Genomic DNA, 15637 nt, shown 5'->3' on the forward strand with positions numbered 1-15637 from the left:
CCTGTCCCTGAGTTAGTCGTCGCCTTTGAGTTTTTTACGCTCAACGTACAGCGCTGCCGCTTCACGAACGAAAGCTGCGCAGATCTTTGCCTGATAACGGTTTTCGAGATCGTCGGCGATGGCCATCAGCTCGTCTTTCGTTGAGCGGTACGGACGCAGCGCGTTGTAGATCTCCAGAATGCGGTCGTCAGGTACGGCGGTTAGCTCAGCGGCGCGTTCGAAGTTCATCGCCAGCCTGTCACGTCCGGCATCTTTAGCGATTTCCGCCTGAAGGCGCAGCGTTTCAGGGGTAATGCGCATGTCCTGCGCTGTTACTTTGTTGCTCAGAACATTTTCGAGCGTGAACTCATCCAGGGTTTTGTTGGTCGCGGTTTTTACCCACTCAGGATGTTTATTCGCGAGAGGGTAGTCCGAGACTTTCGCAGTATGTGCTGATGAACTCGCCGTGGCCGGAGTCGTGGACTCTCCCTGCAGGCTGTTCATCCGGCTCAGTACATCCCGAACCATCGATTCAATTGCGTCGGTATTCATGGAGTTATCCTTTATCAAAGCGCCACGCGCAGTTCCTGCGGGTTCTTGCCCGTCACGACGTATTTGGTCTCTTTAATGTGCAGAATGGCTGATTTCGCCTGGTACTTAGGACGGGCCATCTGATCATTCAGCGTAGGGACCGGTTGCGGAGATTCACGCTTGGCATAACGTGCGGCGTTTTTACCGATCTGACGATAGGTTTCCAGCGTCAAAAGCGGTGCCTGAGGGAACAGCTCCAGGTTAGAAAGCGGTGGTAATCCCTGTTGGTGAATAACCGTGGTGCCTTTTGACTGGATGCCGATAGAGATCCCAGAACCACTCAGACGATTACCCTCCACGGCAACAAACGCCACATCAGAGGATTTAAAGCAGCGGATAACGCGCGCTTTAATGCCTTCTTCTTCAATACCGGCAATCACTTCGCGCAAGATATTTTTGTGCGGTATTCCCACGATATTGACGGTTTGTGACAGACCAAACGCTGGCCCTACGGCGATAATCACTTCGTCCTGCTGCTGGCCCTGTTTGGCTTCGCCAATCTCAGTCAGAAAACTGTCACCTTGTACCGCAGCAGCCTGTGGTGTGCTGGCCGCTGTCGCTGAGCGGAAGGAGACGGGTTTGTCGCTGGTCTGCATTTCCGACAGTACGTCTTCAATTATCTGGCGTAGCAGCTTTTCATTGATTTCCATTTTTCACCCCTTAGCCAAGTTCGTTGGGATTAAGTGCGCCAGGGATGTTTTTGATCTCTTCCCAGCGTTCGCCTTGCAAGCGATAACCTGTTGCCGGACCGGCATAATCATTGACGTCATTTACTGCGGACAGCACCTGTCCGTCGCCAACGATAATGGCGGAGGTATGCAGATAATCCCCGGTTAACTTGGCTTTCTGGATGTTGAGCATGTCCTGAGCGACATCGGTAAACCCGCCCTGAGCAAGGGCTTTCACCACTTCCAGACCGTTACGGTTTTTATTGATGATCTCTTGCGCAAACTTAATGTCTTCAACAATGTTTCGCTCCGGCATATCTTTCGAACCGTGAGCGTAGGTTGCAGCTTCCACTTCTTCATCGGTAATAGGCGGTAATCCCATTCCGGCAAAGACGGCCTGTAGCGCGCGCGCTGCTTTGTTGCGAATGGCGATAACGTCTTCTTCACGAACAGGACGCAACCCACCGTCTACCTTCAGATCGCGCTGAAGAACGTTGTAGTCGTCAAAATCCTCGGCATCCTCGTTAGAACCCGCAAACATGTTGTCGTAGTTGGGCACTGCGGAATACCCGGAAGAGATGAAGTCAGTCCCGGGCAGGAACTGCATCAGCAGGCGCGCAGTACGGCGCATATCCGAGTGGGTAAAGGTCTGGTCGTTACTGGAGGCGCATTCCAGATCCAGAGAAGAACAGATCAGGTTTTCTGCCAGCACGGCGCGGATACCCGACGGTACAGCGGAAGGCACACCGATGCAGCTTACGGAACCGTTTTGTAAACCCTGTACGCCAGCAGCTTTGGTGATGTAAATACAGCGGGCTTCCAGATAAAGCATCGATTTACCTTCGGCATAACCCATTTGAACTTCTGAGCCAGAACCGGAGGTAAAGCGCATTTTCAGACCGCGGGAGGCGTAGGAAGAGGCGAGGAAGCCTTTCGACCATGGCGTGTCGTCGCCGTCAGTAAAGACGGGTTCTGTACCATAGACGGAGATTGTTTCTGCATAGCAGGTGTGGCCTAGCATGCCGAGTTTCAGTTCAGTCGCTTCTTCCAGTGAACACTGGGTTAACACGCCAGGACGCCCAACCTGTGAGCCGACTAACAGTGCAATGGCGTTAAATGGCGCATAACGCGCAACAGCAACGGTGGTTTCCTGTTCGTCAAACCCGCGCCATGCGCCTTCAGCGGCATCAGCGGCAATCTGCACCGGGTTATCTTTAACGTTAGTGACGTGTGCCTGTTGAGACGGGGTACGACGAGCGCGCATTTTCTGCATGGCCATCATCATCTCAACGACGTTCATATGTGACACTACTTCGACAATTTTTGCCGGTGTCATTGCGGTGGTTAGCGGCACAATATCTTTGCGCTTCACGTTAGGATCGCAAAGCATATTGGCCAGTTTGACCGAATCCATCGCCATAACTTCTTCCGCGCGGGCCAGGTTAATGCCATAGCGGGCAATAAAATGGTCAATTAGGTCAAATTCACTGGCGGATTTGCCGTCCAGTTCAGTGACTGTACCGTTGACGATTTTAATCGACGGTTTGGGGTCGTTCGGGCTTTCCATCGCAATGAAGCCTTCCTCGATCCACTCCTTAACGAAGCCATCCTGATTCACAGGGCGCTTCGCCAGTGCTTCAAATCTTTTCGATCTCATGAATCAGCCTCACTGATATCAGATGTAGGACGGACGATCGTTTTTCGGCTCTGAGCCGAGAGTCCCGAGTACGGTTTTACCGATTTCGCGGGCGGAGATAACGGCCTGGCGAACCGCGCCGGAATCGCCTGAAATGACCAGGATAGCTTCGTTACTGAAGCTGGTGCCGTGGGCTGGGGAGCTGTAGGCCACAACTTCCACGTTGGCAGATTTCAGCGCCGTATCAGCCATCAGGACACCCACGGATGCTGGTGCGCCGACAATGATGCCGCAGGCTCGACCAATCGGTGCGCCAAAGGCTTTTTCCAGCGCATAGCTGGCGCGCGCGGTGTATTGCATCTCGATATGACCGGCTTCGTTGGCATAAACGTCGCCAAAGGTGCGATCCAACTCTTTCAGTGCAACTTCAATGCCGCGTTTCACGTCGGAAACATCGTTGCCGCCGAGAATAATCAGTGACCCATGACCTGCACCGCCTTTGGTATCACGTGGCAACTCGATGCTGACGACTTCAGTATTTGTGGCTTTTACCGCTTCATCGGCGGCCATGATGTGCGGGCCCGCACCTGTACGTGCGCCAAGGATGCCAATAGATCGATAACGTTTTTCAAGTTTCATCGCGTCCAGTAAGGCGCTATCTACGTTGGCGATTACCAGACCGACTGTGTCGCCAATCGCGGTACCGACAAACTCCGTTAAACTGCAGCTTTTCTCTGTCATAGCCGTTTCTCGTGTTGGAGGATTATTTTCAGGGATAGCCTGCTGTTCTGGCGTCGCCACGCGAGCAATCACCTGCGCCATGATCTGTTCAACCAGCTCATTGCTGCTCATTAGCTAATTCCCTTCGGTAAGATTTTTTCTACATCGGTATGAGGGCGTGGAATGACGTGTACGGCTTTCACTTCTCCCACGTTTCGGGCTGCGGCGGCACCAGCATCTGTTGCTGCTTTGACAGCGCCGACATCGCCGCGGACAATGACTGTTACCAGCCCCGAACCAATTTTTTCGTAGCCGACCAGCATTACATTGGCTGATTTCACCATTGCATCTGCGGCCTCTATGGCTGCAGTTAAGCCTTTGGTTTCTACCATTCCTAACGCTTCTTGTTGCATAAAGACCTCGCCTGGGTTGTCCCGATGTTCATGACTATAAAAAGAAGCGAGGAAAAAGAATGGCTGACTTGAAAGTATGAGTGAAAAAATAGTGAGGTTCTGGTGATATAAAATTGCTGTTATTTATTTTATAGTGTTGTTTTTATTGAATATATTATGAAATGCTGATGTGATTATTTGGCTATGTTAATTCCATATTTACACTTTTTAACGTGACAGGTGAAATATCATTTGCTATGCGGGGGGGATGAATTTGTGACGGTTATCTGAAAACAAGATTATGCTATTGGCAATATTTTATTATTTTTAAAATGTACATGTAATAGAGGAATTCCACGTCATCTGGCTTTGTTTAATAAAAGTGATCGCAAGAATTTGCTATCGCAACACGATTTTGAAAGTCATATCGCCCTCAGATTGCCAACAATTTGCCGACATGGCTTTTTATAGTAAGCCTCGAAGTATTCTACTTGCCAGCAAGGAGTCCGCTGGTAAAGACACGAACTCTGCTTAGAAGGTGTCACAATGAACGATTCACTAAAAGCGCAATGCATTGCTGAGTTTTTGGGTACCGGGCTGTTTTTGTTTTTTGGAATTGGATGCCTGAGCGCCCTGAAAGTCGCAGGTGCCAGCCTGGGATTGTGGGAGATCTGCATCATATGGGGTCTGGGGATCTCGCTTGCAGTTTACCTGACGGCCGGAATTTCTGGTGCACATCTCAATCCTGCTATTACTATCGCTCTGTGGTTATTTGCCTGCTTTCCGGGGCGCAAGGTTTTGCCTTATACCGTGGCTCAGGTCGCGGGGGCCTTCGGTGGCGCTCTGCTGGCTTATTTGCTCTATGGCAGTCTGTTTACCGAGTATGAATCAGCCCACCAGATGATACGCGGAAGTCTTGAAAGCCTGCAACTTGCCAGCATATTCAGTACTTATCCTGCCGCCGCGCTCAGTGTCTGGCAGGCCGCGCTGGTTGAAGTGGTGATTACCTCGATTCTGATGGGGATGATCATGGCGCTGACCGACGACGGTAACGGTGTTCCCAAGGGGCCGTTAGCGCCGTTGCTGATTGGTATTCTCGTTGCTGTTATCGGCGCATCCACCGGCCCGCTTACCGGATTTGCAATGAATCCGGCACGTGATTTTGGTCCCAAATTGTTTGCCTGGATGGCCGGATGGGGAGATGTCGCGATGACCGGCGGACGTGATATCCCATACTTCATTGTTCCGATTGTGGCCCCCATCATCGGCGCCTGCGCGGGTGCTGCAATTTATCGTTATTTTATTGGCAAAAATTTACCGTGTAATGCGTGTAAGCTGGAGGAAAATGAGAGCTAGCTTCACGGAAAAAGCTTATTTTTGAAAGGTAAAAACTGTTTTCGTGATCCGGTTTCCTGAACCGCTGAAAAAGTCTCCCAACAATGGGAGACTTTTGTTATGTTCGCTGATGACTTTCATCATTGCTCAGAATGGCAGGATGAAAATGAATGTGAATAATATGTTTCTTTATAACAATAAATTAACTGAGAGGTTTTATCATGATTTCTGCGAGTGCCCTGAACTCAGAACTCATTAATAAAATCGCACAGGATTTTGCACAGGCCACCAGTCTGGCCGTTGTGGTTGTCAATATTCACGGTGATGAAATTTCTGAGCTCTTTAATTTCACTCCTTTTTGCCAGTTGATGCGCCAGCATCCTCAGCACAGCACCCGTTGTCGTATGAGCGACCGCTGCGGAGGGCTGGAAGCGTCTAAATCCGATCAACCCTGCATCTATCGTTGTCATGCCGGACTTACTGATTTTTCCATTCCTCTGGTCATCGCGGGCCACCTGGTTGGGTTTGTGCTCTGTGGTCAGGTACGCTTAAGTAACGACGTTGGTCTGGTTGATATTCTCAACGTCGATGACCGCTGGCAAGCTGATCCCGAACTGGTCAATGAATTTCGAAATGTACCGGAAATGGACTATTCACGAGTCATCGCCTCAGCAGATCTGCTGAAACTCATTGTAGAAAACTGTCTTAAGAAACAACTTAATTTTGTCGTTATCAAAGACAATCCACAGCAGTCAGAGCCGGTACGCACTAACCGCAGTACCAATCCGCATGACAGTAAGATGAAAAAAGCCCTGCGCTATATTGATGCGCATTTATCAGACGAATTGCGTCTGGAAGATGTCGCCTCACATGTTTTCCTTAGCCCTTACTATTTCAGTAAATTGTTCAAAAAATATCAGGGTATCGGTTTTAACGCATGGGTAAACCAACAGAGAATGGCAAGTGCCAAAGAGTTGCTTTGCCACAGTGACTGGAGTATAGCCAGCATTGCGCGTAATTTAGGCTTTTCGCAAACCAGCTATTTTTGCAAGGTGTTCCGTCAAACGTATCAGGTTACGCCGCAGGCATTTCGCCAGCAAATAAATGTCATTTCACGCGGAGAGTCTGCGTAAATAGCAATATTTTGCTATTGCCGATTTTTGATATGTGGTGCTATGCCAATCATTATAAAATGAAAAATAATGACAGCTGCCAATAAATTGTCATAGCGCAACAAAATAATAGTATTAGAGGGATAAACTGCACCAGTTTTTATTTTTGTGATGAGATACAGTGTCTGTGTGAAGGACTTTCTTTATTCTTTAACGACATTTTCATTCAGAATACGAACTTATGAAGTCAATGGGTTAAAGCCAGAATATTGGCTGAATGAACCCGGAAAGATTTTAAATTGAATTATTGTCATGAGGTCGTGAATTTACCTCATAACATAGAGCTTAATTAATCAGGCTCTTGAACTGACAGGTTTGCCACGTTTGTGGCAGGGAAGGGGGTGAGAATCCCCCGCAGCCCCCGCTGCTGTGATGCTGACGACCCCGTATTGACCACTGATCGCAAGATTGGGAAGGGCGGGTGAGGATGACGCTAAGCCAGAAGACCTGCCTGTCAGTGACTACCAACAACTTCGGTGGGAAGTGGGTGGTTCAGATGCATACAGTCGAGAGACTGGGTATCTCTACACCCCTACCACCCTGAACAGGATCAGGGTATGGCGGCCAATTTTCACGCATTTGTTCTTGCAGGTACCGGAAGCGGCTGTGGTAAAACCACGGTGACGCTGGGCTTGTTGAGCTTGTTGAAAAAGCGCGGATTACGCGTCCAGCCTTGCAAAGTCGGTCCTGATTACCTTGATACCGGCTGGCATACCGCGGTGTGCGGTACCGCTTCCCGCAATCTTGATAGCTTCATGCTTCCCGTTCCCACGCTGAACGCATTATTTCGCGAGCAGATGCAACATGCGGATATCGCCGTTATCGAAGGTGTCATGGGACTGTATGACGGCTATGGTACCGACCCAAACTATTGCAGCACTGCCGCGATGGCTAAACAGTTAGGCTGTCCGGTTATCTTATTGGTTGATGGCAAAGCCGTTTCCACCTCGATCGCCGCAACGGTAATGGGCTTTCAGCATTTTGATCCAACCCTGAACATCGCAGGCGTCATTGTTAATCGGGTCAACAGCGAAACACATTACCAACTGCTGAAGGTGGCGATCGAACGTTACTGCGCCGTACCCGTCTTAGGCTACGTTCCCCGTGTGGACGGCATTGCGCTTCCTGAACGTCATCTGGGTTTAGTTACCGCGCGCGAGTCGGTTATCAGCCAGCAACCGTGGCAGGCATTCGCCGCGACGCTGGAGCAAACCCTTGATATCGACGCGTTGTTGGCATTAAGCCAGTTAAACACCCTTCCTGTTGGCGAATGGCCCGCGCTACCGGCAGCAGACGCAGGGGCAGGGCTAACGCTTGCCATCGCCGATGACGAAGCATTCAACTTTTACTATCCGGACAATATTACGCTGCTGGAGCGCACGGGGCTTAAGATTGTCCGTTTTAGCCCCTTGCACGACAACTGCTTACCCGACTGTCAGATGATCTGGCTAGGAGGCGGATATCCTGAGTTACATGCTGCAGCGCTGGCCGGAAATGTCCCGATGCTTGAACAGTTGCGGGCGGCGCACCAACGAGGCGTCGCGATTTACGCGGAGTGTGGGGGACTGATGTATCTCGGTAGTTCACTTGAGGACAGTCAGGGCGAGACCTGGTTGATGGCGGATATTATTCCCGGCCACAGCAAAATGGGTAAACGTTTGACCCGATTTGGTTACTGTGAAGCGCAGGCCGCGCAGCAAACATTATTAACTGCCAAAGGCGAAGTGCTGCGCGGTCATGAATTCCACTACTCCGATTTTACCCCTGAAACGTCAGCAGTGATGAACTGTCGCAAAGTTCGCGATGGCAAAACGCTGCAAGCCTGGTCTGGTGGCTGGCAGTCAGGAAATACCTTCGCCAGCTATCTACACGTTCATTTTGCTCAACGCCCGCAGATGCTTAACCATTGGCTGGCAGCCGCGAGGAGTGCGCTATGACGATCCTCGCGTGGTGTGTTGCCTGGCTACTCGATTTTATCATTGGCGATCCGCAGAACTGGCCGCATCCGGTGCGCTGGATTGGCAATCTGATTTCTGCCGTGCAACGTGTTGTTCGGCGTTACTGCCATAGCGACCGCGCGTTACGCATCGGTGGCGCGCTGATGTGGATTGTAGTGGTTGGACTGACCTGGGCTGTGTCCTGGGGAATACTGGCGCTGGCGCAATCAATTCATCCCTGGTTTGGTTGGGTTGTTGAGGTCTGGATGATTTTCACCGTGCTGGCCGGGCGCTGCCTGGCAAACGCCGCGCAGGATGTAGAACGTCCGCTACGTGCCGGTAACCTGGCCGCCAGTCGGGAAAAGCTGTCATGGATTGTGGGACGTGATACCTCGCAACTACAACCGCCGCAGATTAATCGCGGTGTAGTGGAAACCGTAGCGGAGAATACCGTTGACGGCATTATCGCGCCGCTGTTCTTCCTGCTTCTCGGTGGTGCGCCCCTGGCGATGGCCTATAAAGCGGTAAACACCCTTGACTCCATGGTGGGCTACAAACATGAAAAATACCGAGCCATCGGTATGGTCAGCGCCCGTCTGGATGATATCGCAAATTATATTCCCGCGAGACTGAGCTGGTTGCTGCTGAGCGCTGCAGCATTTTTATGCCGCCAGAACGGCGCACGAGCTTTGCAGATTGGCTGGCGCGATCGCTATAACCACAGCAGCCCAAACTGTGCGTGGTCGGAGGCATCCGTGGCCGGGGCATTAGGCATTCGTCTGGGTGGTCCTAATGACTACTTTGGCGAGCGCGTTGAGAAACCGTGGATCGGTGATGCGCAGCGCGACATTTCGGTAGACGACATTTCCCATACGATTCGATTGATGTGGGTGGCATCGACGCTGGCACTGGCGCTGTTTATTGCGCTGCGGTGGCTGCTGGTCGGTGTGGCCTGAGGACAACACCATGCAATATATCCAGCAACCCCAGGCGATTGAGGCCAAAAGTTTCGACATTATTGGCGAGATTATTCGTGAAACACGCCCGGACTATCAGTTTGCCAGCCCGTTACATGAAGCCATTATCAAGCGGGTCATTCATACAACCGCGGATTTCGACTGGCTGGACATTCTGTGGTTTTCCAGTGATGTGCTGGAACAGTTTTGTGCGGCGCTTAGCCGCTCAAGCGTGATTTATACCGATACCACGATGGCTCTGTCCGGGATTAATAAAACGTTGCTGGCAAAATTTGGCGGTGAATGCCGCTGCTACATCAGCGACCCACGGGTTGTGCGGACGGCCAAAGAGCAGGGCATTACTCGCTCGATGGCGGCCGTCGATATCGCAGTGAAGGAAGAAGGTGAAAAGCTGTTTGTGTTTGGTAACGCGCCGACAGCGTTGTTTCGCCTGCTGGAGCATGATGTCGCCGTCAGTGGTGTGGTTGGCGTACCGGTAGGGTTCGTCGGTGCCGAAGAGTCGAAAGATGCGCTCACCCAAAGCAGTCTGCCCGCCATTGCCGCGTTAGGCCGTAAAGGGGGAAGTAATGTCGCTGCCGCTATCGTCAATGCCATGCTTTATCACATGCAGGGGGCGCGATGAGCGAGGCTTTCGATACGCCGGTGTGGCACAACGGTAAAGCACTGCGTAAAGGATATACCACCGGATCCTGCGCGACGGCGGCGGCAAAAGTGGCGGCGCTGATGGTATTACGCCAACACTTGATCCATCAGGTTTCTATTGTGACGCCTTCCGGGGTGACGCTGTGTCTGAACGTGGAGTCGCCGCATATCGAAGGGCAGCAGGCGATAGCCGCTATTCGCAAAGACGGTGGCGATGATGTGGACGCCACTCACGGCATGCTGATTTTTGCGCGCGTGACGTTAAACGAGAGTAAAGAGATAACCCTTCAAGGCGGGGAAGGCGTTGGTACGGTAACCCGCAAAGGGATCGGCCTGCCGGTGGGCAGTTCAGCGATTAACCGCACACCTCGCCAGACCATTGAGTCAGCGGTGCGTGAGGCGATTGGCCCGAATCGAGGGGCACAGATTGAGATTTTCGCGCCGGAAGGCGAAGAGCGGGCGCAAAAAACCTACAACTCGCGCCTGGGTATTCTGGGTGGCATTTCGATTATCGGCACCACGGGGATCGTCACGCCGATGTCGGAAGAGAGCTGGAAACGTTCGCTGTCGCTGGAGCTGGAAATTAAGCGAGCGGCGGGGCTGGAACGCGTCGTACTGGTACCGGGAAACCATGGCGAACGTTTTGTGCGCGAGCAGATGGGGATTGACACCCAGGTGGTTGTCACCATGAGCAACTTTGTCGGCTACATGATTGAAGAAGCTGTACGTCTGGGGTTCCGGCAAATCGTGCTGGTGGGACATCCGGGCAAGCTTGTCAAAATCGCGGCGGGCATTTTCCATACCCATAGCCATATTGCCGACGCGCGTATGGAAACGCTGGTGGCCCATCTCGCGTTACTTGGCGCGCCGCTGGAACTACTGACGCTGGTCAGCGACTGCGATACCACCGAGGCGGCGATGGAACACATAGAAGCGTATGGTTTTCAGCGCATTTATGACCATCTGGCTAAGCGCATTTGTATGCGCGTCCTGCAAACGTTGCGTTTTACCAAAAATCCCCCGACCTGCGACGCCATCATGTTCTCCTTTGATAACCAGGTGCTGGGTTGTAATCGTCCGATCGCAGAGATTGCTGAGGAGATGCAATGTTAAGCGTTGTGGGGATGGGACCTGCCGGTTTGCATTTGATGACGCCTGCGGCACGCGAAGCGGTTGCAACGGCTGATGTTCTGGTCGGCGGTAAGCGGCATTTGCAGCAGTTCGCGGATTTTACCGGCGAACAGTTTGTTCTCGGTGCCAATATCCCGGAACTGCTGGACTGGATTAATACGCACCGGGCGCAACAGGTTGTGGTGCTGGCGTCTGGCGATCCGCTGTTCTATGGGATCGGAACGCGCATGGTGGCGCATTTTGGTATTGAAAATGTGCGCATTATTCCCGGCATTAGTGCGGTGCAGTATCTGTGTGCGCAGTCCGGTATTGATATGAACGATATGTGGCTGACCAGTAGCCATGGTCGCAGCGTCTGTTTCGATGAACTGGCGCGGCATAACAAGGTGGCGATGGTGACAGATGGGCTGTGCGGCCCGCGTGAAATTGCGCAACAGCTGATAGCGCGAGGCAAGGGACATCGCTGGATGGTGATTGGCGAAAACCTGGCGATGGAAAACGAACGGATCCATTTCCTGCCCGTGAGTGAAGTTAACGCCGACTATGACATGAATGCAGTGGTGATCCTTGATGAAAGATGAGCTGTTTCTGCGTGGAGAGAAAGTGCCGATGACCAAAGAAGCGGTACGCGCACTTGCCCTCTCAAAACTTGAATTACACCGCGCCAGTCACCTGATTGATATTGGTGCCGGAACCGGCAGCGTGTCGATAGAAGCCGCGCTGCAATACCCTGGATTACGCGTGACAGCAATTGAGCGTAACCCGGCAGCGCTCAGGCTGCTGGATGAGAACCGTCAGCATTTTGCCTGCGCAAACATCGATATTTTTCCCGGCGTTGCACCGATGACTATCGCAGAAAAAGCCGATGCCATTTTTATGGGTGGCAGCGGCGGCCATTTGACCGAACTGATTGACTGGTCAATGCGTCAATTGCATCCCGCAGGGCGGCTGGTGATGACGTTTATCCTCCAGGAAAACCTCAACACCGCGCTGGCACATCTGGACCATCTTGGCGTACAGGGCGTGGATTGCCTGCAGCTACAGGTTTCCTCGCTTACCTCGCTTGGCAATGGTCATTATTTCAAACCGAATAACCCCGTATTTGTTATCGCCTGTCAGAAGGAAGGAAACCATGTCTGAGATTTTTGATCCCCGTAGCGTGTGGTTTGTCGGCGCAGGTCCTGGCGATCGCGAGCTGATTACCCTCAAAGGTTACCGGTTGCTACAGCAGGCGCAGGTTGTTATCTACGCTGGATCGCTGATTAACACCGAACTGCTGGAATATTGCCCTGCCGGCGCAGAATGTCACGACAGCGCCGAACTGCATCTGGAGCAGATCCTCGACCTGATGGAGGCCGGCGTGAAAGCAGGGAAGACCGTCGTGCGTCTGCAAACCGGCGATGTTTCGCTATACGGTTCCGTGCGCGAGCAGGGCGAGGAACTGACCAAGCGTGGGATTGACTGGCAGGTGGTGCCTGGCGTCAGCGCATTTCTCGGCGCGGCGGCGGAGTTGGGCGTTGAGTATACCGTACCAGAGGTCTCACAAAGCCTGATCATCACACGTCTGGAAGGGCGCACGCCGGTACCGGAGCGCGAACAGCTGGAGTCATTTGCCAGTCACCAGACGTCAATGGCGATTTATCTGTCCGTCCAGCGTATTCATCGGGTGGCTGAACGCCTTGTTGAAGGCGGTTATCCTGCGACCACGCCCGTGGCGGTGATCTACAAAGCAACCTGGCCGGAAAGCCAGACTGTGCGCGGTACGCTGGCGGATATTGGCGACAAGGTACGCGATGCGGGTATCCGCAAAACGGCCCTCATTCTGGTCGGTAATTTCCTGGGCTCGGAGTATCACTACTCCAAACTCTATGCGGCGGACTTTAGCCATGAATACCGTAAAGCCTGAATCCATTGCGCTTTTTTGCCTGACGCCCGGTGGTGTCGTGCTGGCGAAGCGTCTGGCGGCCATGCTGCCGGTGACCTGTTTTACCAGTGAAAAGCTGCTGGAGGAGGGGTTTATTCCCTTCGAAAACGGCTTTGCCAATACCGCCCGCGAAGCGTTTGCAAATTATTCGGCGCTGATTTTTATCGGCGCGACCGGTATCGCGGTGCGCGTGCTGGCCCCGCTGGTCAACGACAAATTTTGCGATCCGGCGGTGGTGGTCATTGATGAACGTGCCCAGCACGTTATCAGCCTGCTCTCCGGTCACGCCGGGGGCGCGAATGCGCTGGCTCGTTATCTGGCGGGTATGTTGGGCGCTGACCCGGTGATCACCACGGCGACAGATGTCAATGATATGGCGGCACTGGATACGCTGGCATTTCAGTTGAATGCCCGGATGAGCGATTTCCGCTCGGCGGTGAAGATCGTCAATCAGATGCTGGTTAGTAACAAGCGCGTAGGCCTGTGGTGGGATGACGAACTGACGCAGGATGTCAGCCATTGCGATCGACGCGGTTTTATCACGGTATCCGATCTCAACTCGCTTCCTGAACTGGATGCGCTGGTGTGCATCACCTTACGCACTAATTTACCCGACCTGCCGGTTCCTCACTGGAAGCTGGTGCCGCAGCGGGTTGTCGCCGGAATTGGTTGTCGTCGCGATACGCCGTTTCCGCTGCTGGCTGCGCTGCTGGCCAGGCAACTCGAAGCCCAGCAGCTCGATCCGCTGGCGTTAAAAGCAATTGGCAGCATCACGCTGAAAAAAAATGAACAGGGACTTATCCAATTAGCTTCGTGCTGTCGGGTTCCTTTCGAAACCTTTACTGCTGACGCGCTGCGTGAGCATGAACACCGTTTTCCGGCTTCATCGTTTGTGCGCAAAACGGTGGGCACAGGAAGCGTTTCCGGTCCTGCAGCCTGGCTGCTTAGCCACGGACAACTGTTAGGCGAGACCCTGCGAGAACAGGGCGTCACTATCACTTTGGGAGTTTCACACTGATGTTAAGCGTAATTGGAATTGGCCCTGGCTCGCAGGCAATGATGACCATGGAAGCTGTTGAAGCATTGCAGGCAGCGGAAATCATCGTTGGCTATAAAACCTACACCCACCTGGTAAAAGCGTTCACAGGTGACAAGCAGGTGATCAAAACCGGAATGTGCAAAGAGATTGAACGCTGTCAGGCGGCGATCGAACTGGCGCAGGCGGGTCACAATGTGGCGTTGATCAGCAGCGGTGACGCGGGGATTTACGGTATGGCCGGACTGGTACTCGAGCTGGTCAGCAAGCAAAAGCTGGACGTTGAGGTCAGGTTGATACCAGGTATGACCGCCAGTATTGCCGCCGCCTCTTTGCTGGGCGCGCCGTTGATGCACGACTTCTGCCACATCAGCTTAAGCGATCTGTTAACGCCGTGGCCGGTTATCGAAAAACGCATCGTTGCCGCCGGTGAGGCCGATTTTGTTATCTGTTTCTACAACCCACGCAGTCGGGGTCGCGAAGGACATCTGGCGCGCGCATTTGAGCTGTTATCTGCCAGCAAGAGTGCACAAACGCCGGTCGGTATTGTGAAGTCGGCCGGACGTAAAAAGCAGGAAAAATGGCTGACCACGCTGGGTGAAATGGATTTTGAGCCGGTTGATATGACCAGTCTTGTGATCGTGGGCAACAAAACCACCTATGTTCAGGACGGGCTGATGATCACACCCCGAGGTTATGTGCTGTGAATTATGGTGATGTGCTGGTCATGGGCGGCACCAGCGATGCGCGCATGCTGTGCCAGCAACTGGATGCGGCAAACGTGGCCTACACCCTGTCAGTTGCGACCCCGACGGGAAAGCAACTGGCGGGAGACATCAAAGGTCAGGTGCGCTGCGGGCGTCTGGAACGTGAGCAAATGATTGCCTGGCTGCAGGAAAATCGGACGCGCTGGGTGATTGATGCTTCGCATCCTTACGCCGAGGTGGTGAGTCGCAACATCATGAATGCCTGCGAAGCGGCGGGCGTACTGCTGAGCCGCTATCAGCGCCCCGAACAGTTAAGCGGTTTAACCCACTCGCACCTGTATACCGTACAGAGTATTCAGCAAGCCAGCGAGGTCGCGCGGCGTTTCGGTGAACGAGTGCTGCTGACGACCGGCAGTAAAGATCTGGCGATCTGGCGCAAAGAGTTGCCAGAGAAAACGCTGCTGGCGCGCGTCTTGCCTGTACCTGAGGTCATTCAGCAATGCGCGGACCTGGGATTTGGCGTCGGTGAGATCTTTGCTCTGTGTGGGCCGTTTAGCGCCGAGTTCAACGCTGCGTTTTATCAACATTGTCAGGCTGATGTGGTGATTACTAAGGCATCAGGCGCGGAAGGGGGGTATCAGGAAAAAGTGCAACCCTGTCTGGATGCCGGTATCCCCTGCATCGTGATTACACGTCCGGCACCGTTGGTGACGGGAGAAGAGTTACTGGAAAGTCAGGCCGCCTTTGCGGCGCGTTTAACGCGCTGGCTGGCCGCTGCTTAAGGAGTTAG

Annotated in this window: 17 protein-coding genes and 1 riboswitch; of the genes, 12 read left to right on the forward strand and 5 right to left on the reverse strand. The window is 53.0% G+C overall.

What is annotated here, in order from left to right:
* Positions 1-12 precede the first annotated feature (12 nt).
* From pduE to pduA, 5 genes are read right to left on the reverse strand one after another with little or no spacing between them, the layout of a single operon-like run.
* Complete coding sequence (gene pduE, locus On2M_RS08205) at positions 13-531, reverse strand: propanediol dehydratase small subunit PduE (protein ID WP_151224677.1); 519 nt, start codon at positions 529-531, stop codon at positions 13-15.
* 14 nt (positions 532-545) lie between these two features.
* Entirely contained in the window at positions 546-1220 is a 675-nt protein-coding gene (pduD, locus tag On2M_RS08210) for a propanediol dehydratase medium subunit PduD (RefSeq protein ID WP_187252222.1), read from the reverse strand.
* Between the two features lie 10 nt (positions 1221-1230).
* Positions 1231-2895 carry a propanediol/glycerol family dehydratase large subunit gene (gene pduC / locus On2M_RS08215; protein WP_210904624.1) on the reverse strand — a complete coding sequence of 555 codons (1665 nt, stop codon included), beginning with the start codon at positions 2893-2895 and terminating at the stop codon, positions 1231-1233.
* A gap of 18 nt (positions 2896-2913) precedes the next feature.
* The gene (pduB, locus tag On2M_RS08220) at positions 2914-3726 is read right to left on the reverse strand and encodes a propanediol utilization microcompartment protein PduB (RefSeq protein WP_151219718.1); all 813 of its coding nucleotides are present in this window, start codon (positions 3724-3726) and stop codon (positions 2914-2916) included.
* The gene (gene pduA, locus On2M_RS08225; protein WP_003030255.1) at positions 3726-4007 is read right to left on the reverse strand and encodes a propanediol utilization microcompartment protein PduA; all 282 of its coding nucleotides are present in this window, start codon (positions 4005-4007) and stop codon (positions 3726-3728) included. Before pduA ends, pduB begins: the two co-directional genes overlap by 1 nt.
* Before the next feature lie 525 nt (positions 4008-4532).
* On the opposite strand from pduA, the gene pduF reads away from it, so the two are divergent.
* From pduF to On2M_RS08285, 12 genes are all read left to right on the forward strand, one after another.
* Positions 4533-5342: a propanediol diffusion facilitator PduF gene (gene pduF, locus On2M_RS08230; protein WP_151219717.1), complete on the forward strand. Its 810-nt coding sequence runs from the start codon at positions 4533-4535 to the stop codon at positions 5340-5342.
* Positions 5343-5542: 200 nt separating this feature from the next.
* Positions 5543-6454: a regulatory protein PocR gene (gene pocR, locus On2M_RS08235; protein ID WP_151219716.1), complete on the forward strand. Its 912-nt coding sequence runs from the start codon at positions 5543-5545 to the stop codon at positions 6452-6454.
* A 333-nt stretch (positions 6455-6787) separates the two neighbouring features.
* Positions 6788-6963, forward strand: a riboswitch (cobalamin riboswitch).
* A gap of 87 nt (positions 6964-7050) precedes the next feature.
* The gene (locus tag On2M_RS08240) at positions 7051-8430 is read left to right on the forward strand and encodes a cobyrinate a,c-diamide synthase (protein WP_210904625.1); all 1380 of its coding nucleotides are present in this window, start codon (positions 7051-7053) and stop codon (positions 8428-8430) included.
* Positions 8427-9386, forward strand: a complete 960-nt coding sequence (cbiB, locus tag On2M_RS08245; protein ID WP_151219714.1) for an adenosylcobinamide-phosphate synthase CbiB — start codon at positions 8427-8429, stop codon at positions 9384-9386. The genes On2M_RS08240 and cbiB overlap by 4 nt, the downstream gene beginning before the upstream one ends.
* 10 nt (positions 9387-9396) lie before the next feature.
* Positions 9397-10029: a cobalt-precorrin-8 methylmutase gene (locus On2M_RS08250; protein WP_151219713.1), complete on the forward strand. Its 633-nt coding sequence runs from the start codon at positions 9397-9399 to the stop codon at positions 10027-10029.
* The gene (gene cbiD, locus On2M_RS08255; RefSeq protein ID WP_151224675.1) at positions 10026-11162 is read left to right on the forward strand and encodes a cobalt-precorrin-5B (C(1))-methyltransferase CbiD; all 1137 of its coding nucleotides are present in this window, start codon (positions 10026-10028) and stop codon (positions 11160-11162) included. The genes On2M_RS08250 and cbiD overlap by 4 nt, the downstream gene beginning before the upstream one ends.
* On the forward strand, positions 11156-11761 hold the full coding sequence (locus On2M_RS08260; RefSeq protein ID WP_210904626.1) for a cobalt-precorrin-7 (C(5))-methyltransferase: 606 nt from the start codon (positions 11156-11158) through the stop codon (positions 11759-11761). The genes cbiD and On2M_RS08260 overlap by 7 nt, the downstream gene beginning before the upstream one ends.
* Positions 11751-12320: a decarboxylating cobalt-precorrin-6B (C(15))-methyltransferase gene (locus tag On2M_RS08265; RefSeq protein WP_048235107.1), complete on the forward strand. Its 570-nt coding sequence runs from the start codon at positions 11751-11753 to the stop codon at positions 12318-12320. Before On2M_RS08260 ends, On2M_RS08265 begins: the two co-directional genes overlap by 11 nt.
* Positions 12313-13086 (forward strand): cobalt-precorrin-4 methyltransferase, encoded by a 774-nt coding sequence (locus tag On2M_RS08270; RefSeq protein WP_151219709.1) that lies wholly within the window; start codon positions 12313-12315, stop codon positions 13084-13086. The genes On2M_RS08265 and On2M_RS08270 overlap by 8 nt, the downstream gene beginning before the upstream one ends.
* A complete protein-coding gene (gene cbiG, locus On2M_RS08275; RefSeq protein ID WP_187252226.1) occupies positions 13067-14122 on the forward strand; it encodes a cobalt-precorrin 5A hydrolase in 1056 nt (351 codons plus the stop codon). The genes On2M_RS08270 and cbiG overlap by 20 nt, the downstream gene beginning before the upstream one ends.
* On the forward strand, positions 14122-14847 hold the full coding sequence (locus On2M_RS08280) for a precorrin-3B C(17)-methyltransferase (protein WP_003030278.1): 726 nt from the start codon (positions 14122-14124) through the stop codon (positions 14845-14847). The genes cbiG and On2M_RS08280 overlap by 1 nt, the downstream gene beginning before the upstream one ends.
* Positions 14844-15629 (forward strand): cobalt-precorrin-6A reductase, encoded by a 786-nt coding sequence (locus On2M_RS08285; RefSeq protein WP_151219707.1) that lies wholly within the window; start codon positions 14844-14846, stop codon positions 15627-15629. The genes On2M_RS08280 and On2M_RS08285 overlap by 4 nt, the downstream gene beginning before the upstream one ends.
* Positions 15630-15637: the final 8 nt, after the last annotated feature.

It is taken from the genome of Citrobacter sp. On2M (assembly GCF_018035235.1).
Classification (GTDB): domain Bacteria; phylum Pseudomonadota; class Gammaproteobacteria; order Enterobacterales; family Enterobacteriaceae; genus Citrobacter; species Citrobacter meridianamericanus.